General features: G+C 34.4%; 24 protein-coding genes. 14 read left to right on the forward strand and 10 right to left on the reverse strand.

All coding sequences use genetic code 11. The features are described from left to right. Positions 1–19: 19 nt before the first annotated feature. Positions 20–967, forward strand: coding sequence for a bestrophin family protein (locus AC6CH4_RS05615; protein WP_498100941.1), 948 nt, complete (start codon positions 20–22; stop codon positions 965–967). A 63-nt stretch (positions 968–1,030) separates the two neighbouring features. On the opposite strand, the gene AC6CH4_RS05620 is transcribed toward AC6CH4_RS05615, so the two are convergent. Further along, positions 1,031–2,449 (reverse strand): aminotransferase-like domain-containing protein, encoded by a 1,419-nt coding sequence (locus AC6CH4_RS05620; protein ID WP_498100943.1) that lies wholly within the window; start codon positions 2,447–2,449, stop codon positions 1,031–1,033. A gap of 102 nt (positions 2,450–2,551) precedes the next feature. On the opposite strand from AC6CH4_RS05620, the gene AC6CH4_RS05625 reads away from it, so the two are divergent. Together AC6CH4_RS05625 and AC6CH4_RS05630 are read left to right on the forward strand one after the other, a co-directional pair. Continuing rightward, the gene (locus tag AC6CH4_RS05625; protein WP_498100945.1) at positions 2,552–3,469 is read left to right on the forward strand and encodes an EamA family transporter; all 918 of its coding nucleotides are present in this window, start codon (positions 2,552–2,554) and stop codon (positions 3,467–3,469) included. Between the two features lie 230 nt (positions 3,470–3,699). Continuing rightward, positions 3,700–5,961 carry an acyl-CoA dehydrogenase family protein gene (locus tag AC6CH4_RS05630; RefSeq protein WP_498100947.1) on the forward strand — a complete coding sequence of 754 codons (2,262 nt, stop codon included), beginning with the start codon at positions 3,700–3,702 and terminating at the stop codon, positions 5,959–5,961. A 267-nt stretch (positions 5,962–6,228) separates the two neighbouring features. Here AC6CH4_RS05630 and AC6CH4_RS05635 read toward each other — a convergent pair whose 3' ends face one another. Then, positions 6,229–6,573 carry a 5-carboxymethyl-2-hydroxymuconate Delta-isomerase gene (locus tag AC6CH4_RS05635; protein WP_498100949.1) on the reverse strand — a complete coding sequence of 115 codons (345 nt, stop codon included), beginning with the start codon at positions 6,571–6,573 and terminating at the stop codon, positions 6,229–6,231. A 210-nt stretch (positions 6,574–6,783) separates the two neighbouring features. Between AC6CH4_RS05635 and susR the strand changes: the two genes are divergently transcribed. From susR to AC6CH4_RS05655, 4 genes are all read left to right on the forward strand, one after another. After that, complete coding sequence (susR, locus tag AC6CH4_RS05640; RefSeq protein WP_498100951.1) at positions 6,784–8,424, forward strand: SusR family glycan utilization regulator; 1,641 nt, start codon at positions 6,784–6,786, stop codon at positions 8,422–8,424. A 206-nt stretch (positions 8,425–8,630) separates the two neighbouring features. Continuing rightward, the gene (locus AC6CH4_RS05645) at positions 8,631–10,847 is read left to right on the forward strand and encodes a glycoside hydrolase family 3 C-terminal domain-containing protein (protein ID WP_498100953.1); all 2,217 of its coding nucleotides are present in this window, start codon (positions 8,631–8,633) and stop codon (positions 10,845–10,847) included. Positions 10,848–11,008: 161 nt separating this feature from the next. Beyond that, entirely contained in the window at positions 11,009–11,659 is a 651-nt protein-coding gene (locus AC6CH4_RS05650) for a DUF1349 domain-containing protein (protein ID WP_498100955.1), read from the forward strand. Positions 11,660–11,831: 172 nt separating this feature from the next. Further along, entirely contained in the window at positions 11,832–12,974 is a 1,143-nt protein-coding gene (locus AC6CH4_RS05655; RefSeq protein WP_498100957.1) for an acyltransferase family protein, read from the forward strand. A gap of 137 nt (positions 12,975–13,111) precedes the next feature. Here AC6CH4_RS05655 and AC6CH4_RS05660 read toward each other — a convergent pair whose 3' ends face one another. Next, positions 13,112–14,218 (reverse strand): NADH:flavin oxidoreductase, encoded by a 1,107-nt coding sequence (locus AC6CH4_RS05660; RefSeq protein WP_498100959.1) that lies wholly within the window; start codon positions 14,216–14,218, stop codon positions 13,112–13,114. A gap of 6 nt (positions 14,219–14,224) precedes the next feature. Beyond that, positions 14,225–14,527 carry an ArsR/SmtB family transcription factor gene (locus tag AC6CH4_RS05665; RefSeq protein ID WP_026985435.1) on the reverse strand — a complete coding sequence of 101 codons (303 nt, stop codon included), beginning with the start codon at positions 14,525–14,527 and terminating at the stop codon, positions 14,225–14,227. A gap of 141 nt (positions 14,528–14,668) precedes the next feature. Between AC6CH4_RS05665 and AC6CH4_RS05670 the strand changes: the two genes are divergently transcribed. The 3 genes from AC6CH4_RS05670 (at position 14,669) to AC6CH4_RS05680 (ending at position 16,195) form a co-directional block, all read left to right on the forward strand. Beyond that, positions 14,669–15,166, forward strand: a complete 498-nt coding sequence (locus AC6CH4_RS05670) for a TlpA family protein disulfide reductase (protein WP_498100961.1) — start codon at positions 14,669–14,671, stop codon at positions 15,164–15,166. A 16-nt stretch (positions 15,167–15,182) separates the two neighbouring features. Next, positions 15,183–15,659, forward strand: a complete 477-nt coding sequence (locus AC6CH4_RS05675) for a hypothetical protein (protein WP_498100963.1) — start codon at positions 15,183–15,185, stop codon at positions 15,657–15,659. Between the two features lie 65 nt (positions 15,660–15,724). Then, positions 15,725–16,195, forward strand: a complete 471-nt coding sequence (locus AC6CH4_RS05680; RefSeq protein ID WP_498100965.1) for a hypothetical protein — start codon at positions 15,725–15,727, stop codon at positions 16,193–16,195. Positions 16,196–16,374: 179 nt separating this feature from the next. On the opposite strand, the gene AC6CH4_RS05685 is transcribed toward AC6CH4_RS05680, so the two are convergent. The 4 genes from AC6CH4_RS05685 to AC6CH4_RS05700 are packed head-to-tail and all read right to left on the reverse strand — an operon-like array spanning position 16,375 to position 19,364. Then, positions 16,375–17,535: a chromate transporter gene (locus AC6CH4_RS05685; protein WP_498100967.1), complete on the reverse strand. Its 1,161-nt coding sequence runs from the start codon at positions 17,533–17,535 to the stop codon at positions 16,375–16,377. A gap of 12 nt (positions 17,536–17,547) precedes the next feature. Next, positions 17,548–18,048, reverse strand: coding sequence for a hypothetical protein (locus AC6CH4_RS05690; RefSeq protein WP_498100969.1), 501 nt, complete (start codon positions 18,046–18,048; stop codon positions 17,548–17,550). A gap of 56 nt (positions 18,049–18,104) precedes the next feature. After that, positions 18,105–18,971, reverse strand: coding sequence for a chromate resistance protein ChrB domain-containing protein (locus tag AC6CH4_RS05695; protein ID WP_498100971.1), 867 nt, complete (start codon positions 18,969–18,971; stop codon positions 18,105–18,107). Positions 18,972–18,980: 9 nt separating this feature from the next. Beyond that, positions 18,981–19,364 carry a hypothetical protein gene (locus tag AC6CH4_RS05700; RefSeq protein WP_498100973.1) on the reverse strand — a complete coding sequence of 128 codons (384 nt, stop codon included), beginning with the start codon at positions 19,362–19,364 and terminating at the stop codon, positions 18,981–18,983. Between the two features lie 221 nt (positions 19,365–19,585). Between AC6CH4_RS05700 and galA the strand changes: the two genes are divergently transcribed. Then, on the forward strand, positions 19,586–22,411 hold the full coding sequence (gene galA / locus AC6CH4_RS05705; RefSeq protein ID WP_498100975.1) for a beta-galactosidase GalA: 2,826 nt from the start codon (positions 19,586–19,588) through the stop codon (positions 22,409–22,411). A gap of 105 nt (positions 22,412–22,516) precedes the next feature. Here galA and AC6CH4_RS05710 read toward each other — a convergent pair whose 3' ends face one another. Both AC6CH4_RS05710 and AC6CH4_RS05715 read right to left on the reverse strand, forming a co-directional pair. Beyond that, positions 22,517–23,497 carry an SMP-30/gluconolactonase/LRE family protein gene (locus tag AC6CH4_RS05710; protein ID WP_498100977.1) on the reverse strand — a complete coding sequence of 327 codons (981 nt, stop codon included), beginning with the start codon at positions 23,495–23,497 and terminating at the stop codon, positions 22,517–22,519. Between the two features lie 100 nt (positions 23,498–23,597). Then, positions 23,598–24,185: a Crp/Fnr family transcriptional regulator gene (locus AC6CH4_RS05715; protein ID WP_498100979.1), complete on the reverse strand. Its 588-nt coding sequence runs from the start codon at positions 24,183–24,185 to the stop codon at positions 23,598–23,600. Positions 24,186–24,407: 222 nt separating this feature from the next. On the opposite strand from AC6CH4_RS05715, the gene AC6CH4_RS05720 reads away from it, so the two are divergent. The 3 genes from AC6CH4_RS05720 to AC6CH4_RS05730 all read left to right on the forward strand — a co-directional run bounded on the left by AC6CH4_RS05720 (position 24,408) and on the right by AC6CH4_RS05730 (position 26,314). After that, the gene (locus tag AC6CH4_RS05720; RefSeq protein ID WP_498100981.1) at positions 24,408–25,280 is read left to right on the forward strand and encodes a helix-turn-helix domain-containing protein; all 873 of its coding nucleotides are present in this window, start codon (positions 24,408–24,410) and stop codon (positions 25,278–25,280) included. Between the two features lie 183 nt (positions 25,281–25,463). Beyond that, a complete protein-coding gene (locus AC6CH4_RS05725; protein ID WP_498100983.1) occupies positions 25,464–25,877 on the forward strand; it encodes a (R)-mandelonitrile lyase in 414 nt (137 codons plus the stop codon). Positions 25,878–25,909: 32 nt separating this feature from the next. Further along, positions 25,910–26,314 carry a cupin domain-containing protein gene (locus tag AC6CH4_RS05730; protein WP_498100985.1) on the forward strand — a complete coding sequence of 135 codons (405 nt, stop codon included), beginning with the start codon at positions 25,910–25,912 and terminating at the stop codon, positions 26,312–26,314. Positions 26,315–26,392 lie beyond the last annotated feature (78 nt).

Consider the following 26,392-nt stretch of genomic DNA (forward strand, 5'->3'; position numbering starts at 1 on the left):
TTAATTAAAAGCCGAAAATATGTTATTAAAGAAAAGAATTCCAATGAGGTACGTTCTCGGGAAAATTAAAGTAGAATTGGCACTGGTAATGACTTACACTATTTTGTTTGAGATTTTTCATTACTATTTTATAAACCTGCCAGTAGATATTCCAATTGCTATTCCAACAATGATTGGAACCATTATATCTTTATTATTAGCTTTTAAATCTAATCAGGCGTATGACAGATGGTGGGAAGCCCGAATTGTCTGGGGTGCAATTGTAAATGATTCAAGAACCTTAATTCGTCAGGTACTGACATTTTATAAAGACCCTGATTTTTCTGTTGAAGCAAGCGAATTCAAAGAAAATTTTGCAAAAAGACAAATTGCATGGTGTTATAGTTTAGGTCAGGCACTTCGAAATAAAGATGCTATAAAACCGCTTAAAGGTTTAGTTAGTGATGAAGAAATGAAATTTATTAAAAACCATCAAAACGTTCCAAATGCGATTTTAATGTTGCATGCGCGAGATCTTAGAAATGCTAAAAATGACAAAAGCATTAATATGTATCAGCAAGTAGAAATCGACAATACTTTATCAAGATTATGTGATCATATGGGTAAATGTGAAAGAATTAAAAATACCATTTTTCCAACAACATACAGCATGTATATCAGATTAACATTGTGTCTGTTTATTTTATTGTTGCCATTTGGATTAACCAGTGTTTTGAGCTGGTTTGCTATTCCGTTGATTACAGCGATTGCTGCAGCTTTCTTTTTGATTGAAAGAATGGCAATTCACCTGCAGGATCCGTTTGAAAACAGACCAACAGATACACCTGTTACGGCCATTGCAAATACAATTGAAAAAAATATAATACAAATGCTTAATGAATATCAAAGTGAATTTGACATCATTAAAGAATTTGATCTTAAACCGGAAACCAAAGAAGCAAAAGCAGAAGCTTACTTTGTTTTGTAATTAAATGTTGGAATTAGATTAGTTAGGGCCAGACAACATAACTGTTGTCTGGTTTTTTTTATTTTAAGAATGCAGCAGTTTCCCCAGAGTTTTAATAGATTCTCGCAATTCGTTGGTCCACGGCAAACCAAAACTCAAGCGCATACAATTGGAGAATTGATCCTGAAAAGAGAAAATTCTTCCCGGTGCAAAGCTAATATTGTGTTTCATGGCCAAATGATAAAATGCCGCTGTGTCTATATTTTTGTCCAATTCAATCCAAAGAAAAAATCCACCTTGTGGCTGACTTACCTTGGTTCCAGTCGGAAAAGATTCTAAAACTGTGTTGATGTAATTAGTGCAGTTATGATTCAGAATCTGGCGAATTTTTCGAAGGTGATTTTCATAACGCCCATTTTTCAGAAAATCGCCCACAACTTCATGTGTTATAGTAGGTGAGGAGAGTGTGTGGTAAATTTTATTTCGCAATATCTGTTTTTTAAATTTTCCTGGCGAAACCCAACCTACGCGATATCCAGGAGCCAGAGTTTTTGATACTGAACTGCAGCAAAGTACAATACCGCTTTCGTCATACGTTTTGCAATTGGTCGGTCGGCTGGAGCCAAAATATAAATCACCGTGAATATCATCTTCAATTAGCGGAACATTGTAAAATTCCATCAATTTAACTACTTCTATTTTATGTTCAACAGGCATCATACTTCCGGATGGATTACTAAAATTACTCATCAATAAACAAAGCTTGATCTTTTTTGTAGCAAGTGCTTTTTTTAAAGCTTCCAGTTCAATTCCGGTAGTCATATTCGTGGGCAATTCCATAATATACAAACCCAATGATTTTGCCAATTGCAAAATTCCAAAATAAGCCGGACTCTCTGTAATAATAGTATCTCCGGGTTTGGTTAGCGTCATCAGACAATGTGATATCGCACTAGTACAGCCTGGAGTTGTAATAATGTCATTTTCGGTCAGTGAACCTCCCCAGGTAAAAGACCAACGCGCAATTTCTCTTCTCAAATTAAGATTTCCCTGCACCTGTTCATAACTCGTTCCGCTATTTGGAAGCTGACGCGTCGCCTGAATAATTCCTTTGTTTAATTTAGCAATAGGAAGAAGCTCATTCGAAGGAAATCCCAAAGAAAGCATCGTAATATTTTTATCCGTCATATTACCATAAACCTGATCAATTAAATCTTCACGGTCAATATTCAGACATTTTAAATCAGGACTACTTGGACTAGGTTCCGTAATAATTCGGGCCGAAGTATTGCTTACATAATAACCAGATTGTGGTCTTGATTCGATCAAAGATCTGCTTTCCACTTCATAATAAGCCTTACTCACTGTGCTCATACTGTAACCCGTTTCGGCACAGACTTCACGTATTGATGGCAATTTATCGCCAACATTCAAAACCCCTGATTTTATCTGCTTTTCGATTCGGTCAGCAAACTGTTGATATAAGTAATTTGAATTTTTCATAAAAAAAAAACTGTTATGGTGCAATTTACAAAAACTGTATCTGTATTGCTGTTTTATTTTTAAGAAATTTGCTTTAATAGAAAACTAAACAAAAAAACAATCGTGAAAACAACAAAATATTACTTAGCAGCCATAACTTGTTTTGCAATCTGGGGATTTTTTAGTCTGGCTCTAAAGCCAATTCATGAATATCCTTCTTTAGATATTTTATTTTACCGCGTTTTTAGTTGTAGTATTTTGATGTTGCTTATTGTTTTTGCTTTTAAGAGAAAAAAAGTAGCAGAAACACTTACAATTTTTAAGGCATTATCAACTTCAGAAAAACGTAAAGCAATTTTATTGAATATTGGCGGAAGCGCTTTTCTAATGTTAAACTGGTTCACCTTTATTTATGTGATGAATCATGTAAGTGTAAAAGCAACGTCGCTGGCCTATTTGGTTTGTCCCATTTTAACCACTTTACTGGCTTATTTCCTTTTAAAAGAAAAACTAAGTAAAACACAATGGATTTCTGTTGGTTTAAGTGTTTCCGGTTGTTTGTTATTGTCTTACACCGCAATTATGGATATGTTTTTCAGTATTATTATTGGTTTTACTTATGCTTGTTATTTGGTAAGTCAGCGTATAAATAAAGGTTTTGATAAGTTTATTATTTTGACTTTTCATATTACATTGGCGGCCTTGTTTTTATTGCCATTTTATCCGGCATACAGCGGGCCAGTTCCAACCGAATTTAAGTTTTATTTCTGTATCGAAACCATTGCAATTTTGTTTACTATATTTCCTTTGTTCCTGAATCTTTATGCACTTTCAGGTATTAATTCATCAACAGTAGGAATGCTTTTAAATATCAATCCAATGATTGCTTTTTGTTTAGCGAGCTTTGTTTTTCATGAACACATTAGTGCTTTGCAAATTGCAGCATACAGCATCATCTTTATAGCGGTTATCGTTTTTAATTCACACCATATTTTTGCATTAAAACAAAAATATATCCTGTCATCTAAAGATTCGATTTAATGTAATTGGCATACTTTTTATTGGTTTAAAAATAAATTACCAGAATCTTAACAGGATGTTAAAGCAGGAATGAGTATTTTCATTCCTGCTTTTTTATTAAAGTAAAGTAGTCAAGAATTTCACTAATTTTCACGAATTAATTCAATTAATGCCCCCTGCAATTCGTGAAAATTAGTGAAATTCTTGGCAACATTTTTTTTAATTATATTTCTAAAACGATTCTATATTTTATGAAAAATACCAAACTTCAAGCCTTTATTCCGTTGTTCTATTTAGTATGGTCCGATGATTTGTTAACTCAAAAAGAGTTTGCAACAATTCAGCAGTTTATCAATGATTTGGTTTGGCTTTCGCCGGAAGAAAAACAACAACTTCTTTCTAAAGTTGATATTTCAAATCCGCCTTCGCGAAATGAACTCACACAATGGAAATTGGATATAGAGAAAAGCATTCAGGATAAATCTTCCATAAAATCTATTTTTGATATTGCAGAGGCACTTTCAGAAAAAGATTTAGATCTTTCGACAGTAAAACCTGAATTTATAAAGCTTGAAAATGATCTCGGAATTTTAGGTGAAGAAGTAATTCAGAATTTCAAAACAAAAGCCAGTTCTTTTACAGCCAATTCTCAAACCACTTCTAATTTTGATATTCAGAAAATAACCGAGCTTCTGGATGGCAAAGAAGCCGCCATTATCAAAAAAGTTAAATCGGTAATTTCCAGACCTGAATTTGCTTATGAAACGTCAACAGATATCAATGTTTACCGCCAAACGGTTTATAATTGGTGTAAAATTTTAGCCGAAGAAAATCTCGGAAACATGGCCTATCCAAAACAATATGGTGGAGGAGAGAACATAGCCGATTATTTTGCCATTATGGAAACCCTGAGTTATCACGATTTAAGTTTGGTGATCAAATTTGGTGTTCAGTTTGGTCTTTGGGGAATGAGCGTACAATCACTTGGAACCGAAAAACATTATGCGAAATATTTAAGAGATATTGGTTCGTTGAAAATTCCGGGTTGTTTTGCGATGACCGAAACGCACCATGGTTCAAACGTAAAAGGATTAGAAACAACGGCAACATACAATCATAACGATCAGACTTTTACGATTCATACCCCAAATAAAAATGCACAAAAAGAATATATTGGCAACGCCGCGGTTCACGGACAAATGGCAACCGTTTTCGCCAAATTAATTATTGAGGATCACGATTATGGTGTAAATGCCTTCGTAGTTCCGTTGCGTGATACAAATGGAAATACGTTAAACGGTATTACCATTGGCGATTGTGGTCATAAAATGGGTTTAAATGGTGTTGATAACGGAACAATTTCGTTTGATAATGTCGTAATTCCGAAGGAAAATATGCTCGATCGTTTCGCTTCTGTAAATGATAAAGGCGAATTTGAAAGTCCGATTCCGAGTGATAACAGAAGATTCTTTACAATGCTAGGAACTTTAGTTGGAGGCCGAATCGGGATTCCGCGTTCTGCCTTAGCCGCGGCGAAATCAGGCTTGACAATTGCCATTCGATACAGTGATCAAAGAAGACAATTTGGTCCGGAAGGTGGTTCTGAAGTTCCGATTTTAAATTACAGAATGCATCAGCGAAGACTGCTTCCGCCATTGGCAAAAACATATGCCGTTCATTTTGCCTTGCAATATCTAACGAATAGATTTTTGAATAAAACCGAAGATGAAATGCAGGAAATCGAAGCTTTGGCGGCCGGAATGAAATCCTATTCAACCTGGAGTACCAGAGATATTTTGCAGGAATGTCGCGAGGCTTGCGGTGGAAAAGGATATTTATCTGAAAACCGAATTGATGATTTAAAAAATGACACTGAAATATACACGACTTTTGAAGGTGATAATACCGTTTTGATGCAATTGGTAGCGAAAAATCGTTTATCAGAATTCAGAAAAGCTTTTGGTGAAATGGGTTCATTGGGGATTATTAATTATGTCTATGAAAATGCAAAAGTGGCTATTACCGAAAAAAATCCGATAGCAACCCGCAGAACAGATGATGAACATTTACTGGACGATCAATTTCATTTACAAGCTTTTATTCACAGAGAAAAAACAATTTTAGCATCGGCAGCACAACGCATTAAAAAATTAGTTGATGGCGGTTTAGAACCGTATGATGCTTTTAATGTGGTACAACATCAAATGATAGATGTTGCTCAGGCTTATCTGGAAAGAGTAGTTTTAGAACAATTTCAGGCAGCGATTAAAACGGTTGAGGATGAAAAATCAAAAACAATATTGACGAAACTGAATCAGTTGTATGCGCTTTCGCAATTAGAAAAAAACAAAGGCTGGTATCTTGAAGATGGTTATATGGAAGCAGTAAAAACCAAAGCAATCCGTAAAATGGTCAATCAGCTTTGTTGGGATATTCGCCCGGATGCTGTCGCTTTGGTAAATGCTTTTGATATTCCGGAAAGCTGTCTCGCTGCACCAATTGCTGTTAATTGAGAATATAGAATATAGATTATAGAAAATAGATTTCAGCTTTGTCAAAGTATTAAACTTTGACAAAGCTTTTTTTTAAGCATTTTGTCATCCTGACGAAGGAAGGATCACACTAGAAACTCGACAAAGATTGGCGATATACTTTGCGGAGCCAATATTGTCATCCTGACGAAGGAAGGATCACAATATTGAGGTTATTAGATTCTTATTGTATAAGGTGGTTTTACAGCAAACAACAAAATGATATAAATTTTGTTATATCATAAAAACTTAAATCATAGTTTTATTAAAATAACTCGCCTTCTCAAAATCTTTAATATTGATTGATATGACTGGGACTTCAGCCAAGATATTGTTTAATGAAGTTACAATCACTTTTGATAATTTAGCTTTTTGATCCGCATTTCGGCCTTCCATAATATATCCAAATACATGAATGAAATCTTCCAGCGTATTTCCGTTATTATAATACGAAAAAGGATTAATGCGGACTTTTATTTCAGAAGGAACAAAAAGATCGGTTGATAAAGCTGCGTTAAAAACTTCCTGCATGACTTCATCGGCAGATTTTAATCGGATCACGTTTTCAGAACAATCAATAACAAAATGTGGCATGATGATGTAGTTTTAATTTAGGAAAATCTTGTTCTAACAAAATTATAAAAACATTGTTGGGATTTCTTTAAAATGAATTTTTTATAAGAGATTTTATATATTTTTTTTGTTTTAAAATTTTGGATTTTGAAAAAAGTGTGCGTTTATAAATAATTCAAATTAATTGCACCACTTTATTATATTTGTAGGTATCATTTATCTTTATTTAGTTTGAAAAATTATTTGTTATTTCTTTTATTGGTTCTTTTAGGTAACCCGGTTCATGCATCAGATAGTACAGCTACTATTTTGGATAAGCTAAACGATGCATTAAGAAATAAACAGCGTTATGTTCAGCTGAAAGAGGAACGTATTTTAAACTTCAAAAAAATTAAATCAGAAGATTTAACCAAAGAGCAGGAGTATAACTACAACAAAACTTTATACACAGAATATCAAAAATTCAATTCAGATTCGGCTATCTTCTATGTCAAAAAGAATCTAAAAATTGCCGAAGAACTTCAAAACAAGGATTTAGCGAATTTAGCGCAGATACAACTAGTAACGCTTTATTCCTCTTCAGGAAAATATAGGGAATCAGAAGCGCTTATCAAAAGCATAGACAAGAAAACATTGTCCAAAGCTTTGCTTCCCAATTATTATGTAGCTTATCGTGAGTTTTTTGAGCATTATGCTGCCAATAGTTACAGCATTCAATACATGCAGCAGATTCAAAAATACCGTGATTCTTTATTGATGGTTTTAGATCCTAATTCTTTAAATTATAAAATCAATAAAATTCAGCAGGGAATGTACCTCAAAATGGGTACAGCTCAAAAACAATTAAAAGCCTTATTGGAAAATACTAAAGAAGATAATCCGCAGTATGCGATGATTACTTATCTTTTGGGAAGTATTTACGAAAAATCCCATCAATTAGAATTACGAAAAAAATATTACGCGCTTTCTGCTACAGCCGATTTAAAAAATGCCAATAAGGATAATGCTTCTCTCCAGGAATTGGCGTTGGTTTTTTATGAAATTGGAGATGTAGATATGGCATATAAATTAACGCAATCGGCGATTGAAGATGCACTTTATTGCAATGTTCAGTTTCGTACGCTTTTAATGTCAGAGGTTTATTCGATTATAAATACGGTTTATTTAGAAAGAGAAGCAAAACGAAAAACGGAATTGCAGCTTTATCTTTTATGTATTAGTTTGTTATCGGCATTTTTGATTGTGGCCGTAATTTACGTTTACAAACAGATGAAAAAAGTATCCAGAATTCGTGGGGAACTGTTTGAAACCAGTCAAAAATTAGCTGAATTAAACAAAGATATTACCGAAACCAATAATCAGCTTCAGGAGCGTAATGCACAGTTATCAGAATCAAATCATATTAAAGAGGAATATATTGCGCATTTCTTCAGTCTTTGTTCGGCTTACATCAATAAATTAGAAAACTATCGCATTATTTTAAACAAAAAAGCGACGGCAAAACAATTTGATGAAATCTATAGAATGCTTAAATCAACAACTTTGGTTGATAATGAGTTGGAAGAATTATACAAGAATTTTGATATTATCTTTTTGAACTTGTATCCAACCTTTGTAAAAGATTTTAATGATTTGCTTATTAAAGAAGAACAGATTGTTTTGAAACAAGGAGAATTGCTAAATACTGAACTTCGCATTTTTGCACTAATACGACTTGGGATTACCGATAGTGTAAAAATTGCTGCTTTTCTTCGTTACTCATTAAGCACTATTTACAACTATCGCACCAGAGCCCGAAATAAAGCGGCAGTTTCCCGAAATGATTTTGAAGAAATGGTCATTAAAATCGGTTTAATCTCATTGAAAATGTAACGATTTATTTTAAATCCACTACTTTTTTCACCGCTTTAAAAACATCAAATAACTGATAATCATTGTTTTAATTTTTTATTTCACTACTTTTTTTCGTGTAAAATTCTAACACAAACTATAACGTTTTAGCTTTACAATATTATTATAAGGTACTTTTGACTAAAAGTCCCCGCTTGTAAATTAAATGCTTTAATAAATTAATAGTTATGTTTAAAAACGTTAAAACTCTTCTTGTTCTACTTATGTTGAGTTCGTTTGGGATGAATGCCCAAAACAGTGTTCCGGTTTATCTGGATGATAAAAAGCCAATTAACGAACGTGTAGAAGATGCGCTTTCGAAAATGACAACTGCGGAAAAAATCGCCATGATTCATGCACAATCTAAATTCAGTTCGCCAGGTGTAAAACGTTTGGGAATTCCGGAAAACTGGATGACTGACGGACCACACGGAATTCGTACGGAAGTTAAATGGGACGAATGGGATCAGGCAGGCTGGACAAATGATTCTTGTATTGCATTTCCGGCACTTACAGCACTTTCTGCAACATGGAACAAAGAATTGGCTTCTTTATACGGAAAGTCAATTGGAGAAGAAGCACGTTATCGTAACAAAAATGTATTATTAGGTCCTGGAGTAAATATTTACAGAACACCATTAAACGGTCGTAACTTCGAATATATGGGAGAAGATCCTTTCCTGACTTCAAAAATGGTTGTTCCTTATATTAAAGGAGTTCAATCGAATGGAGTGGCTGCCTGTGTAAAACATTTTGCTTTAAATAATCAGGAAACAAACCGTAATACGGTAAACGTAATAGTTGATGATCGTGCGTTGTACGAAATTTATTTGCCAGCTTTTAAAGCGGCTGTACAAGAAGGAGATGCCTGGGCGATTATGGGATCTTACAATAAATACAAAGGACAGCAATGTTGCCACAATGAGTTTTTATTGAATGACATTCTTCGTGGAGAATGGGGTTTCAAAGGTGTTGTAATCTCAGATTGGGGTGGTGTTCATGATACCAAACAAGCGATTCATAATGGTTTGGATATGGAATTTGGCTCCTGGACAAATGGACTTTCCTGGGGGACAAGTAACGCTTATGATAACTATTATTTGGCAAAACCATATTCAGAAATGATTAGAAAAGAAGAAATTGGAACTAAGGAATTAGACGAAAAAGTGCGTCGCATTCTGCGTTTGTCTTTCTTAACAACTATGAATAAAAACAGACCTTTTGGATCTTTTGGAACGGAAGAACATGCTAAAGCAGGTTTGAAAATTGCTGAAGAAGGAATCGTATTGCTTCAAAATAACAACAACATTTTGCCAATCAATCTTTCTAAAACGAAAAAGATTGCTGTTATTGGAGAAAATGCAATCAAAATGATGACTGTTGGTGGAGGAAGTTCTTCATTGAAAGCAAGATATGAAATTACACCGCTTGAAGGATTGAAGAAAAGAATTGGAAATCAGGCTGAAATCGTTTATGCCCGTGGTTACGTTGGAGATCCGACAAGTAAATACAATGGAGTTGTGGCAAAAGTGAGTTTAGAAGACAAACGTTCTCCTGCTGAATTAACTGCTGAGGCTTTAAAAGTAGCTAAAGATGCCGATGTTGTTCTTTTTATTGGAGGGCTAAACAAAAGTGACAGTCAGGATGCTGAAGGACATGATCGTAAAGGATTAGAGCTTTCTTACGGTCAGGATAAATTAATCAGTGAATTGGCGAAAGTAAATAAAAATATAGTGTATGTAAATATTTCTGGAAATGCTGTGGCAATGCCGTGGGTAAAGGAAGTTCCGGGAATTGTACAAGGATGGTTTTTAGGTACTGAAGCCGGAAATGCTCTGGCTGCAGTTTTAGTTGGAGATGTAAATCCTTCAGGAAAATTGACTTTTACTTTCCCTGTAAAATTAGCTGATAATGGAGCTCACGCTTTAGGAGATTTTCCTGGCGGAGATGAAGTAACTTATAAAGAAAGCATTTTTGTGGGTTACCGTTGGGCTGACAAACAAAAAGTTAAACCTTTATTCTCATTTGGTCACGGTTTAAGTTATACGACTTTTGAATACGGAAAAGTGACTGCAGACAAAAAACAAATGTCGGCTGGAGATCAGATTACATTTTCTGTAAAAGTAAAAAATACAGGAAGCAGAGAAGGTTCTGAAGTAGTTCAGCTTTACATCAGTGATTTAAAATCTTCTTTGGTTCGTCCAATAAAAGAATTAAAAGGTTTTGAGAAAGTTTCGTTAAAAGCGGGAGAAGAAAAAATAGTAACTTTTACTGTTGACAAAACAGCTTTGAGTTTCTTCGACGATAAAAAACACGACTGGGTTGCTGAACCGGGGGCTTTTGAAGCGATCATTGGGGCATCATCTACAGATATAAAATCTAAAGTGAATTTTTCACTTCAATAATTTCATTAATTTTCTAAATTGGTTGGTTGTAAAGCTGCAATGGTAAAATGTTGCAGCTTTGCTTTTTCAATTAGTTGGATGTAAAAATGTTAGATGTTAAAAGTTTAAAATTGTTATACTTAATTTTCTTAATATCTTAATGATTCAAAATATAAAATGACATGAAAAATATTCTACTTGCTGTTATCACTTTATTTGTAGCGCAAAACCTTTCCGCGCAAAGCCTGAACAAAATGCAATGGTTTAATGAACCTGAAAAATGGGAAATTAAAAACAATGCTTTAATTATGAATGTAACCGCGAGCAGCGATTATTGGCGTATCTCGCATTATGGATTTACAGTTGATGATGCACCGTTTTACTACGCAACTTATGGTGGAGAATTTGAAGCCAAAGTAAAAATAACAGGTAATTATATCGCCCGTTTTGATCAAATGGGATTAATGATTCGTATTGATGAAAAAAACTACATTAAAACCGGTGTAGAATTCGTTGACGGAAAGTTCAATATCAGTACAGTCGTAACGCACGAGAAAAGCGACTGGAGTGTAACAACACTAGATAAAGCTCCACCATTTGTGTGGATAAAAGTAGTGAGAAGATTAGATGCTGTTGAAGTGTTTTTCTCTTATGACGATAAAAATTATATACTGACCAGAAACGCACCGTTACAAGATAATACGCCAGTAATGGTTGGTTTAATGGCCGCATCGCCAGACGGAAAAGGTTTTGAAGCTAAATTTGAAAATTTTAAAGTAACGCATTTACCGGATCAAAGAAGATTGGAATGGCTTAAGAATCATCAGGAATAGATAATTAGATAATTGAGGTAATTAGAAAATTAGATAATTATGTAGTTTTACGCAAAGCTTTGCGAACTTTTTACCAATTTTACCTTGCGATCTTCGTGTATAACCTTTGCGAACTTTGCGGTTAAATATAGACAATCAAAAAACTAACCTTTAAAACCAAAATAAATATTTTATGAGTTCAATTTCTACCGATTTTAAACCAAAAAAGCATTACGAAATTCTTGACGGTCTGCGTGGAGTAGCCGCAATTTTAGTTGTCGCCTTTCATATTTTCGAAGCGCATGGCGGAGGAAGTCGATTTAAACAAATTATTAATCACGGTTATTTAGCAGTCGATTTCTTTTTTCTTTTGTCCGGATTTGTAGTAGCGTATGCTTACGACGACCGCTGGGCGAAAATGACGCAATGGGAATTTTACAAACGACGCTTAATCCGCCTGCAGCCCATGGTCATTATGGGAATGATTATTGGCGCCATATTTTACTATTTTCAGGCTTCCGATATTTTATTTCCGCAAATTGCCGGAATGGAAGTTTGGAAGGTAATTTTAACGATGGTTATCGGATTTACATTGCTTCCAATTCCGCCATCTTTGGAAATTAGAGGCTGGGGCGAAATGCACCCGCTTGACGGGCCGGCCTGGTCACTTTTCTTCGAATATATTGCTAACATTTTATACGCTGTCTTATTCCGTAAATTCTCGAATAAAGTAATGACCATTTTTGTATTGATATTCGCCGGAATGTTAATTAACTACACTGTTTTCGGACCAAAAGGAGATGTTATTGGTGGATGGTCTCTGAATTTAGAACAGATGAATATTGGTTTTACCCGTTTGTTATATCCATTTTTTGCAGGCGTTTTACTTTGCCGTCTAGGAAAATTAATTCACATAAAAGGCGCTTTTTGGGTTTGTAGTTTAATGATTTCAGCAGTGCTTATTATTCCAAGAATCGGAGATAAAAACAGCTTATGGATGAACGGTTTATACGAATCTTTCTGCATTATTTTAGTATTTCCTCTAATTGTTGCGATCGGAGCAGGAAGCGAAATTAAAAGTGCTTTGTCTGCTAAAATATGCAAACTTTTAGGTGATATATCGTATCCAATTTATATCACACATTACCCGCTTATTTATTGGTATTTTGCATGGGTTGTTGATAATAAAAAAACATTGGAAGATGGTTACGTTGTAGGGATAGGGGTTTTAATTACCAGCATTGTAATTGCTTATTTATGCTTAAAATTATACGATGAACCGGTTAGAAACCGGCTTCAGAATAAATTCCAAAAACGAAGAGTCGTTACGGAATAAACAATATTGAATTTCTGATTTGTTAGTTAGATTCAAAAAAGGGAGGAAACATAATTTGTTTTCTCCCTTTTATATTTAAATTATAAATTTAATCAGCGTTAATCTGTATAGATCCGTTTAATCGTGGCCAATTTTACTTATTCTAAAACTAATGCTCCCAAAGCTTCTTTACTGAAACCTTTCAACTCATCCATTTTACCGGTTTTGATTTTCGCAACCCAATTTGGATCAGATAAAAGTGGTCTTCCCACGGCAACCAAATCAAAATCACCTCTGTCAAAACGTATGTTTAATTCTTCCAAAGAAGTTGGTTCTGAACTTTCTCCTGCAAATGCTCCAAAGAAATCACTTGAAAGTCCAACAGAACCTACCGTAATAGTTGGTGCTCCGGTTACTTTTTTAGCCCATCCTGCAAAGTTCAAATCAGAGTCCTCAAATTCAGGTTCCCAGAAACGACGTTGTGAACAGTGTAAAATATCAACACCGGCGTCAACAAGAGGAGTAAGCCACGCTTCTAATTCTTGTGGATTTTTAGCCAGTTTATAATTATAATCAGAAGGTTTGAATTGAGAAAAACGCATGATAACAGCGAAATCTTCTCCTACTTGTTTTCTTACTTCTTTTACGACTTCAATAGCAAAACGATTACGTTCCGGCAATGTTTTTCCGCCATAAATATCGGTACGTAAATTCGTTTCAGCCCTAAAGAACTGATCGATCAAATATCCGTGAGCTCCGTGAATTTCAACGGTATCAAAACCTAATTTTTTAGCATCTGCAGCAGCTTGTCCGAAAGCAAGAATAGTATCTTCAATGTCTTTCTCAGTCATCGTGATTCCATTTCTAAAATCAGGTCGGTTTAAGCCAGAAGGACCTTCAAAAGGAACGGGTGGAATCCATCCTGAATGGTGATTGTCCATAATTCCCATATGCCAGATTTGTGGTCCCATTTTTCCGCCTGCAGCGTGAACTTCATCAATGACGTTTTTCCATCCTTTTAGTGCTGCATCTCCATGAAAATGAGGTACATTGGCATCATTTGATGATGAAGGTCTGTCGATCACAGTTCCTTCAGATAATATTAATCCAACTTCACCTTCAGCTCTTTTTTGGTAATAAGAAGCTACTTCATCAGTTGGAATTCCGTTTGGCGAAAAGGAACGTGTCATTGGCGCCATTACGATTCTATTTTTAAGATTTAACGTTTTTAAGTTAAATGGCGAAAACAGGTTGTTTGTACTCATAGTAATTTACAAATTAGTTTGAATTAATTTACTGAGTGCTTCAAAGGCACCTTCGTTGCGTTTGTAGTATGTCCATTGTCCTACGCGTTTGGCTTCTATAAAACCGGCGCGTTGTAAAATCGACAAATATTCAGAAACTGTCGATTGCGTCAGGCCCGCTTTGGCTTGTATTTGCCCGACACAAACACCGTGTTCAAATCCTGCATGCTGGAGTTGATCCGGAAAATGTATTTCGGGTTCTTTTAACCATTCCAGCATTTGTAATCTGGATTTGTTTGACAGCGCCTTAAAGATTTCTATTTGTTCCATGGCGCAAATATATCGACTTTTCCCGATATGTCAATTAAAAGAAAATTATTTAGGAAAATTTTATGAAGAAGGGAAGAATTATCAATAAGTATTTATATTTGCGTTTATATAATGATAACCCCAAATTTATCAATGATTATTATGAAAAAAACTTTACTTATTTTGGCATTTTTATGTTCTGTTCTAAATTCCAATGCTCAAGTTGTTGGCCTTGAAGTGGGAGATATTGCACCAGAAATCGATCTTCCGGATACAAAAGGAAATAATGTAGCTCTAACTTCTTTAAGGGGAGATTTAGTTTTAATTGACTTTTGGGCTTCATGGTGTGGACCATGCACAAAGGAACATCCGGAATTGATAAAATTATATAATACTTATCCGGGTAAATTATCCATTTACAGTGTTTCAATGGATACTAAAAAACCACTTTGGTTAGGAGCTATTGCCAAACAAAAACTTCCCTGGATACAAGTAAGTGATCTTAAATATTGGAAATCTCCCGCTGCTGTAGATTATATGCTCCAATCTGTACCATTAAACTTTTTAATAGACAAAAACGGAATTATTCTTGCTAAAAATATTCATGGAAATGCTTTGAATGAAATGGTGAAAAGTATATTGGCGCCACAGCAAAACTAGAAGGAAATTATATCAAATGGAATCAAAACTCAGTATATCAGAATTCCGTGAAAAATTAAAAGATACAACTGAAATTGGTTCTCCAAAATTAAAATTGAGTCCGTTCGGTGTTTTTTTTAATCTTTTTGGTGGAAAATCAAAGCCTTTTTATGGACTTTTTGATGATAAGAGTTTTCGTTTAACAATGAATTATACAACATCACCAACATTTTTTATAATTAACGGAACGTACAAAAACAGAAATAGAACTTTTATTATCAATTATAATATCGAATCAAGCCCAAAGTTTTATTTAGTTTGGATTAAATTTTTTCCAATTATAGCTTTAGTTCTAATCAATATATCATTCTTTTTTTCTGAGGTACAGAAGGAAGTATTTATATTACCCAATATAGCTCTCATATTTATGCTTTTCTTCTCTCGATGGGATATAAAACGGAAAAGAAAAAATATAGAACAAAAGTTTATTGAAATTTTTGAGATTATAAAATAACATAAACGTTTTCAGGTTTGGTAAAAACTGAAATAAATTATTTAACCTATGAATAAAGTTTTTTAATGGAATCAAAACTTAGTTTGCTAGAATTCCGTGAAAGATTAAAAAACAATACTGAAATTGGTTCTCCAAAAGTAGTATTGGGGCAGATTAGAGTATTTCCAATATCCGGCCCAATTAAACCTTTTTATGGATTTTTTGATGATAAAAGTTTTAGTTTAACTGTAAATTCAAAAAAATCAGCAACAAATTTTGTGGTGAGAGGAAAATATGAGAACGTTAATAATAGACTTAGCGTTGATTATATTGTGGAATCACGCAATAAATATCGGCAATTATGGGCGTATTATTCTCCAATAATTCTAATTCTGGCAATTAATATATTTTTTCTGTTTTTTGAGAGAGGGCTCAGAAGAGCGTCTACTATTGTGAATTTGTTTTTACTTTTTATGGCTTTTTATTCGAGATGGAATGAGGAGAGAAAAAGGAAAAAATTAGAGCAAAAGTTTATCAGTATTTTTGAAATTAGATAAGATTTGTATGGTAAGCTTAGCGAATTAATTTTACCGCAAAGATCGCAAAGTTTTTTTGTGTGTTTGTAGCTGGCTTTATTAAGTTCGCAAAGCTGTATGTGACTAACTTTGCAAACCTTGCGTAATCCCTTTGCGAACCTTGTGGTTAAACTAAATGATCCAAACCTGAAACCTCCCATTTATATAAATTTTATAATTAAACCAACAGCAGCAGCAATAAGTATAATATAGGGTTCCGCTATATTTTTGACATACAGTAAAGTGGCAATTGTTGTAACGGCTATAAAAGCAGTTGGAATATCAATTATAGTGCGGGAAGCAATTACAAAAACAGATCCTACCAATGCCCCAATAACGGCCGCTGTAATACCATCAACAAATGATTTAACCGATTTATTTTTGGCAATTTTATGAAAAGAAGGTGCCATTGCGACGGTAAATAAATAACAAGGCAAAAATGTCGCCAAAGCAGCAACCAAAGCCCCAGGAAATCCGTCAACCAAATAGCCAATAAAACCTACTGTAATAACTACAGGACCAGGCGTAATCATTGCAACTGCAACAGAATCCAGAAATTGCTGTTCTGTCAGCCAATGATTTTCAGTTACAACACCTGAATGTAAAAAGGGTACAATGGCTAAACCGCTTCCAAATACAAATGTTCCTGCCTGGGCAAAGAAGATCGCAATTTTGAGTAGTGTTGTGTTTTCATAATTCCAAAAAGGAATTTGTAGAAACAATATTGAATTTATAGCTTTTGAGTTTAACCATTTCGGCGGTGCTTTTATAAGCATATACAAAAAACCGGCAGCAATAAATAGTAAAACAGGTTCTTGCTGCGTTATAAAAGTTACGCCAAGAGCAATGAGAAAAAACAACCACAATAGCCAATTTATTTTAAAAGACTCTATGTTGAATTTACCTATAGATTTTACGGTAAGTTTATATGAACTTACCATTATAAGGCCAATTACAGCTGCACCAACGCCATAAAACACAGCCTGAATCCAGGATAATTCTCCATATAATTTGTATACGATTCCTAAAAGAACAACCATTAAAAAGGAAGGCAGGACAAATGCAAATCCGATTAAAGTAGCGCCTAATAATCGATAATGTACAAAACCAATATAGATACCTAATTGTGCGGCCAAAGGGCCTGGAGCTAATTGTGCCAAAGCTAAGCCTTGTTTGTATTCTTCTTCAGAGATCCATTGGCGATTTTCCACTAAGTCTTTGTGCATATAGCCTACAAGAGCAACCGGACCACCAAAACCTACTGTGCCTAGTTTTAAAAAATACAAGGTTAATTCTCTTAATGAATATTTTGAATCTGCCATTGATATAGGTTTTTAAAATGCAATTCCAAATTGAAAACCAACTGTAAATGTCGCCGGATGATCATTACCAAATCTAACCGGAAGCGGAACTGCGACAAAATAACTGCAATTGTCACTTTTGATAACAGTTTTATTTAAAACGGGAGTAAAACCATATCTTCCGCTGCTTTCAAAGGCTGCTCTTCCGGCAAAAGTATAGCCTTTTCCTAATGCCACTAAAACGCCGGGATGGAATAATAAATTGGTAACTTTATCACTGGCGCCCTGTACTTTTATATTCGGAACAACTTCTAAAGAGAAACCTATTTTTGAACTTTTCCAGATATTGATTCCGGTTGGAAAACCAACGGCATAATAATCCCTGAAATTTACATTGGTTTGCTCATTACTTATCGTTACAATGGGATGCATGATTCCAAAATAGCCAGTTATTTTCGGATAAACTGTTTGAGAAAAAGCATTGAAGGTAAAAGAGAATAAAGCGGTTAATAGAATGTGTTTAAATGAAATCATAATAGTTTTTGTTGATAAAACAAAACTATATAGACTTAGTAGATATAAATAGAATCTTATTTACCTTTTGTATTTGGTTTACTTTTCATTGCATTTTTTCTATAAGAAGAAGGATTTTTACCTGTATGCAATTTGAAAATTCGAGTAAAATGACTTTGATCTGAAAAGCCTGTCATATAAGCGATTTCAGTTAAGGTATAAGTTGAATTTTGAATTAGGCTTATGGCTTTTTCGATGCGTAATTTCCGAACATATTCTCCAAAATTCAAATCTTCAAAATATTTCGAAAATTCTCTTGATAAATAAGAAGGGTTGAGTTCTAAATCACTTGAAATTTTCTTCAGATCAAAAGCAAACTGAGTATCAATCTGATCCTGAATTATTTCTTTTAAATCTTTAACCCACGAAGGTGTTTTTTGATTTGATTTTTTTTCTGCTAAGAATTTGTTGTAAACCTCATGAAGCAGATTCTCGAACGGACTATTTTGCAAATGATTTTGTTTATACAAATGAGTTGCCCAGCTGTAAAGTGCGTCATAAATAACCATTCCACTTGTTAATAATTCGGCATCGTTGGTGATATTATGCGAAAGCCCGGCAGAAATCGCCCAGAGTCCCGCCGATTCTTTTGCAATTTCATGTTGATCAGTATCGGCACCACGAACAATTTTTGCCATTATCAAAATAGCAGGATCTTTAATTTCATGCTTTTTTACAATGTAGTCAAAAGTACATTCTTCGTTGTAATGCGTATATTCTACATTGGGAATATCAAACGGAATCGCATTTAATGCTTCAACTTTAGTCAAAACTTCATCAAAAGGGACATAAATGAATTCGGCATCCGGATCGACAAATTTTTTGATTAGCCAAGGGCATGCAATTCTGTCAATTTTCGGTCTTTCTCTGGTAATCCATTTCATTAGCGAGGGTTAATTCATTTCTTCAGTAATATCTCTCACACCTCCAAAACTGGTTTTTAGCAGCTCCCTTACCTGAAACTGTGTTTTATTTCGGGTAATGCTGTTCCATTCCTTAAAATCATAAACGTGAATTTGTTTCGCATACGGATTGGTCACGAAAGAAAGTCGCGAAATGGAATATTTAAAATATTTTAATTCGTGCGAAATATGTCGGTTTGGAACGACAATAAGTATGGTTTCAAAATCTAGAAAATTCTTTGGAACATCTGGTCTTTCAGTTAATCCAAGATGGTCAAAAAAAGCAATTATTTTTTGATCATTTAATTTATCTATTTTTTCATCAATACGCTTAATGGTGCTAAGAAGCGTATTTTCGTCTTTTATAACACTCATGATTAAATTTGGTTTTGTTAAATTTCAATATAAAATTACGTCAAAACAATAAGATTTGGTAAAGAACCGCTGATAGAATGATTCTAAATTTTTAACGTCTAATTTTCAGGTATTATTGTTTGAGATAAAGATCATCTTTTGATAAAATACTATTAATCTATCCCGTTTTAAAAATCTAATTTTAGAGCTATCTACTAATCATATCTGTAACCACATTATTCATGAAAACTATTTTTCCAAAGAAAATTTTATCCTGTTTTATTTTTTTGATTTCGTTTTGTACTTCGGCACAAAATAAATCAGAGAGAGAATTGACTTTAATTGATAAAGACTGGCGTTTTTCGTTTGGTCATTTATATGATACTCAAAAAGATTTTGGACATGCCGAAGGTTATTTCTCCTATTTGACAAAAACCGGTTTCGGAGATGGACCAGCAGCATCAGGTTTTGACGATCGTGCATGGAGAAAATTAGATCTTCCGCACGATTGGGCTGTAGAACAATCGTTCAGTGAGAAAGCAAGTTTTAGCCACGGATTTAAAACAGCCGGAAAAGGTTTTCCTGAAAAAAGTATTGGTTGGTATAGAAAGAAAATTAATATTCCGGAAAGCGATAAAGGCCGAATTATTTCCTTAAAGTTTGATGGTGTTTTTAGAAATTCAAAGGTGTTTTTTAACGGCTATTTCCTCGGGACAGAAAAAAGTGGTTATAATGGATTTGAGTACGATGTCACGGCTTATGTGAATTATGGAGGAGAAAATACAATTGTCGTTCGGGTTGATGCTTCAATGGAGGAAGGCTGGTTCTATGAAGGCGCGGGAATTTACAGACACGTTTATCTTCAGAAAACAAATCCGATTCATATAGTTTCAAATGGAACTTATGTTATTTCGGAAATCAAAAATGATAATGCTGAAATTACAGCTGAAGTGACTATTGAAAATAAAGGAAACGATAAAAGTTCAGTGGAAATTATTCAAACTATTTTGGATAAGGAAGGAAAACAAATTACTTCTGTTTCTGAAAATGTTCAGGCTCCTGAATTTTATAAAACAGCTAATTTTATTTCAAAATTAAATGTAAAAAATCCATTATTATGGGATATTGAGAATCCGAATTTATATCGTTTAGAAACTCAAATTAAGCAAAATGGAAAAATAATTGATCGTTATGAAACGCCTTTCGGAATGAGAACTATGAATTTTGATGCTGAAAAAGGTTTTTTTCTGAATGGAAAATCGGTTAAACTAAAAGGAACCAATAATCATCAGGATCATGCAGGAATCGGTACGGCTTTGCCAGACGAATTACAGTATTATCGCATCAGGAAACTGAAAGAAATGGGTTCGAATGCCTATCGTTGTTCACATCATCCGCCAACTCCCGAATTACTTAAAGCCTGCGATGAATTGGGAATGTTAGTTATTGATGAAACCCGTTTAATGGGAATTAACGATTATCATTTGAATGATTTGAAGCGAATGATCGAGCGTGATCGAAATCATCCGAGTATTTTTTGTTGGTCGGTTGGAAATGAAGAATGGAATATTGAGGGTAATATCGTTGGTGAACGCGTTACGAATGTGATGCAGGGATTTGCTAAAAGCATAGATGCAACAAGACCGGTAACAGTTGGAATCAGCAGCGGTTTTAAAAGTGGGATTTCTTCGGTAGTCGAAATTATGGGCTATAATTATTTAGGAAACGGCGATATCGATGCGCATCGAAATGAGTTCAAACAGCAACCCGGAATGGGAACGGAGGAAGGTTCAACCTTTGCAACACGAGGTATTTATTTTACTGATGATGTAAAACATTATCAAAGTGCATATGATAAAAAACCTCGTCCAACATTTTACAGCATCGAAGAAGGATGGAAGTTTTATGCCGAAAGACCCTATTTGGCCGGAGTATTTTTTTGGACCGGTTTCGATTATCGCGGAGAACCAACTCCTTATGGATGGCCATCGGTAACCTCTTATTTTGGAATGATGGATGTTTGCGGTTTCCCGAAAGATAATGTGTTTTATTTGAAATCGTGGTGGGGAACTGAACCTGTTTTACATCTTTTGCCACATTGGAACTGGAGTGGAATGGAAGGAAAAGAAATTGACGTTTGGGCTTATTCCAATTGTGATGAAGTCGAACTTTTTCTCAACAAAAAAAGTCTCGGAAAGAAGAAAATGGAGCAAAATAGTCATTTAGAATGGAAAGTGAAATATGAACCAGGAACATTGGAAGCGATTGGTTTTAAAAACGGGAAAAAAGTTCTGATGGAAGTTCAAAAAACAACAGGAAGCTCTGAAAATATTAAACTTTCTATTGACAAAGAAAATCATCCTAACCCAAATGTGATAGTGGTAACGGCCGAATTGACTGATAAAAAAGGATTGCATGTACCAACTGCAAACGATGAAATTACGTTTTCAATAAAAGGCGGAAAAATTCTTGGAGTCGGAAATGGGAACCCAACTTCTTTAGAGAGCGATAAATTTATTGATAACACTAACCTTATTGCTATAAATAATTTTCAGGAGAAGAAATTAGTTTCAGCAGATCTGTCAAATAAAATTGAAGACGATAATGATGCTGATTGGAATGTAGCTTTTAAAGACAGAGATTATAAAAAGCAAGCTCCGGCTTATGTTTACAAAGGAAATTTTGAGTTGAAAAATAACTCAGATTCTAATATCGTAACATTCTTCTACAAGAAAATAGGAAAAGAAGCTGTAATTTTTGTAAACGGAAATAAGGTCGAACCAAGTAAAGACGATGCGCAAAAATACATTTTAAATAATGCCATTTTAAAAGAAGGAAAAAACACGATTTACATTGCAACAACACCATTACAAAAAATAAAAGACTGGGATGTAATGAACACCGATCCTGGAATTATTCAGGTAGTAACTCCAGCTGAATCCTGGAAAAGAAAACTCTTTAACGGTTATGCACAAATTATCATTCAGAAAGATGAAAATGCTAGAGAAGTAGTTTTGACTGCTTCTACAAAAGGATTACAATCAGGAAATTTGGTTTTGAAAAGATAGTTTCAGCCTCTACATTTTAAACCCGACAGGTTTTTAAAACCTGTCGGGTTTACTTTGCGCAAACTTTGCGTGAGGTTAAACCTAAAACCTAAAACCTGAAACCAATTACTTTATCCTCTGAATCGTATAACTAGACTGTGTTTTATCTCCTGCCAATAATTTCCCCAATTTAGAATTAACAACATAAACATTTCCATCAGAAGCCAAAGCTGCCGTTGTTGGAAATTCTTCTTTTCCAATATTGGTTTCACTTATTTTTGAAGCATTTGCCCAGTTGTTCGTGCTTGAAAAAGTATAGGTTTTACCCAGACCGAGTCCATTTTCAACCACTACTAAATTATTGTTTTTATCTAATTCAATACCATCCGGAGCGCTGAATGTTGTTCCTGTAACGGTAGTAATAACTGCAGGATTAGAAAGTGATATTTTAAATAACTTAGAATCATCGGTTTTTACAGCCAATAAATAACCATCGGGATGGAAAACGATTCCGTTTAAACCAAATTGATTGGGAGCGGGCTGAAATAAAGCATTCGTTAAAAATAAAGAGGCAATATAATTGTCATCAATCTTATAAATATTTGGAGAAAACGAATCGGTAATGTAAATGTTGCCTTTAGCATCTACAGCTATATCATTAAGACAGGATCCCGCATTTGGTGTGAAATTTTTCAACTCAATTTCTTTGATTAATTCACCTGATGTAAGATTGAAAATGCTCACTGTAGCAATACTTCCGGCGCTGGTGGGAGTACTTTTTTGAGAAATTCCCAAATCAGCATTAGCAACTATTAAGCGGTTTCGGATTTCATCCGTATAAATTCCGGTTGGTAAAACCAGTTTGCTGCTCGTGGCAAAAACGGTCGCTTCGCCTTTTGCATTCAGTACATAAACAGCTCCTTTATACAAGGAACTAAACAGAAATCTTTCATTTTTAGAATCGTAATCAATTCCTTCAGGGTAAAGTCCGATGTCAGTTATGGTGTATTTGCTTTGAAAAGAGGCGGAAGCGGTTCCTGATTTTTTTTCGCTGTCACAAGCCACGAAAAGAATTGAAAGTGCAGTAATTAAAATAGTATTTTTCATTTTTATAAATTAAAATTTTTTGTCCTTATTGACACTGCAAATCTGGGACAGAATAGTAAAAATAAAAATGAACTGGTTTAGGAAATAAGGTTGAACTAGTTTAACTTTTTGTGGCTTTTCGATTGCGAATTTTGCTTAGGTATTCGGTACTAAAACCCAAATACGACGCCAATGCATATTGCGGAACACGTTTTGCAATTGCCGAATATTTGCTCATGAATTCATCATAACGTTCTTCAGCCGTTTTAGTAAAATTGGATAAAAGTCTTTTTTGATGAAAAGCCAGAGAACGCTGTGTAATAATACGTTCGAATTTTTCAAGTTTAGGTATTTCCTGAAGAAATCTTTGCTCGTCTTCATAAGCAATCTGAATAAGAACTGAATCTTCAAGAGCTTCAACAAATAAAGTTGCGGGTTCCTGATAAATTAAACTGCTGTAGTCAGAAATCCACCAATCTTCTATAGCAAATGATAAGGTGTGTTCTTTCCCTTCATTATCGACTAAATAACCTCTGAAAGCGCCTTTTACTACATAACTTTTATGTTGGCATACAAAACCCGGCTGCACAATAAATTGTCTTTTTTTAACCCTGGTGATTTTCAAAAAAGAAGCCAGATGCGTTTTTTCATCATCTGTCAAATCAACATATCTGGAGATATAATCTATAACGGGTTGCAAGTCTTTCATGTAACAAAGATAAATTTTTTGTTTCAGGTTTCAAGTTTCAGGTTTCAGGTTGTCTAACCGCAAAGTTCGCAAGGATTTACGCAAGGCACACAAAGGGAAATTTAGCGACCTTTGCGTAACCCTTTGTGACCTTTGCGGTTAAGTCCTTCCCAACCTGAAACCTGAAAAACAAAAGAAACCTGAAACAAACTTTTTTTTATTTGATTTTCATAACTTTGCAAAATGAAAGAGCAATTAGATTTTCAGGCTTCAGAAGTTGGTATAAACGATTTAAAGCTGAAAGGTTTTAAAGTATACGAAATTAATGGTGATGTGAGTAAAATTCCGACTTATAACCGTAGGGATTTTTACAAAATTTGTATAAATACCAGTAAAAGCCTCGTACATTACGCGGATCGTGGCATTGAGGTTGACGGAACTATTTTGTTCTTCGGAAATCCACATATTCCGTATTCCTGGGATACCCTTTCACCTTCTTATGAAGGTTATGCCTGTGTTTTTACCGAAGATTTTTTAAGAGTAAAAGATCGTTCAGAAAGTCTTCATGAATCGCCTTTGTTTAAAATAGGAGGGACACCAATTTTCTCTTTAACAGCTGAACAAAAGTTGTTTATAGATTCATTATTTCAAAAAATGATCGAAGAACAGGAAACAGATTATGTTTTTAAAGATGACTTAATCCGTAATTATATCAATTTGATTCTGCATGAATCAATGAAAATGCAGCCGTCAGAAAATTTCTTTAAACACAAAAATGCTTCGGCAAGAATCACTTCGTTATTTCTGGAGCTTTTAGAAAGACAATTTCCGGTTGAGACAAAAGATCAGCCGTTGATATTGAAAACACCGCAAGATTATGCGCAAAGCCTTGCTGTGCATGTAAATCACCTCAATCGTTCGGTAAAAGAAGTGACCGGAAAACCTACTACAGCCCATATTACAGAACGAATTATCGGCGAAGCCAAAGCTTTATTACAACATACAGACTGGAGCATTGCAGATATCGGTTATTCACTCGGATTTGAATATCCAAGCTATTTTAATAATTACTTTAAAAGACTCACCGGAACAATTCCGAAATCGTTAAGAATGTAAAATTGTTTCATATTCTTAATTTTTTGTTTGATTATCATTATCTGAGGTCGGTTTTACTAAAGTAAATTTGCATCGAAATAATTAGTATTAATCCTTTATCGGTTTTTTATACACTAAATCTAACTTCTTAAAGCGCATTCTTGCTTTCTGATTTAGTTGTACCGATAGTAAAAACAAATAATTATGAAAACTTCAGAAAATCAATTAAACGAAATTTTCCCTAAAGGCGATTTAGCTTCGGCAGATTACTTTACAGGAAATGCCTGGGTTAAAATGCTGGTGCCAAACGACCCGGTTCTAAATACTGCAGTTGGTAATGTCGTTTTCGAACCCGGCGCAAGAAATAACTGGCATACCCATCCCGGCGGACAAATTTTGATTGTTACACACGGAACAGGATATTATCAGGAAGTAGGGAAACCTATTCAGTTGCTACAAGCAGGAGATGTTGTCAATATTCCGCCTGAACTTAAACACTGGCATGGTGCATCCCCAAACAGCGAATTTACCCACATTGCCATCAGCACCAATACCCAAACAGGAATTGTAGATTGGTTAGAACCTGTAACCGATGAGCAATACAATAGCTTTAATTAAAAAACTAAACCAAACTCAAAAAATAAATAGTTATGTCAACAAATTATGCAACGGTTATAGAAGAAGGAAAAGTCCCTAATACATACATGACAGGTGACGTTTCTTATAAAAAACAATCCAGCAATATTCATCCCGAAAATACAATGATTAAAGAAGTTACTTTCGAGCCTTGTGCAAGAAGTAACTGGCATATTAATTCAAGTCTTCATTTGCTTATTGCAAAAGAAGGTGTGGGCTATTATCAGGAAAAAGGAAGCGCAGTTCGCCTGATTCATAAAGACGAAGTGATTACAATTTTACCAGGAATTGAACATTGGTATGGTGCAACTCCGTTTAGAAAATTTTCCTATGTAGCAATTATAACGGAAATCGACAAAGGACATGGTGTATGGCTTGACAGCGTTACTGATGAGGAATATCACAGTTTTGGAAGTTAAATTAATTAGATAATTAGGTAATTAGAAAATTAGATAATTAGATAATTCTGAACTTAACCTGAGACAATCTTGTCATCC

The organism is Flavobacterium sp. GQ95 (genome assembly GCF_059758655.1).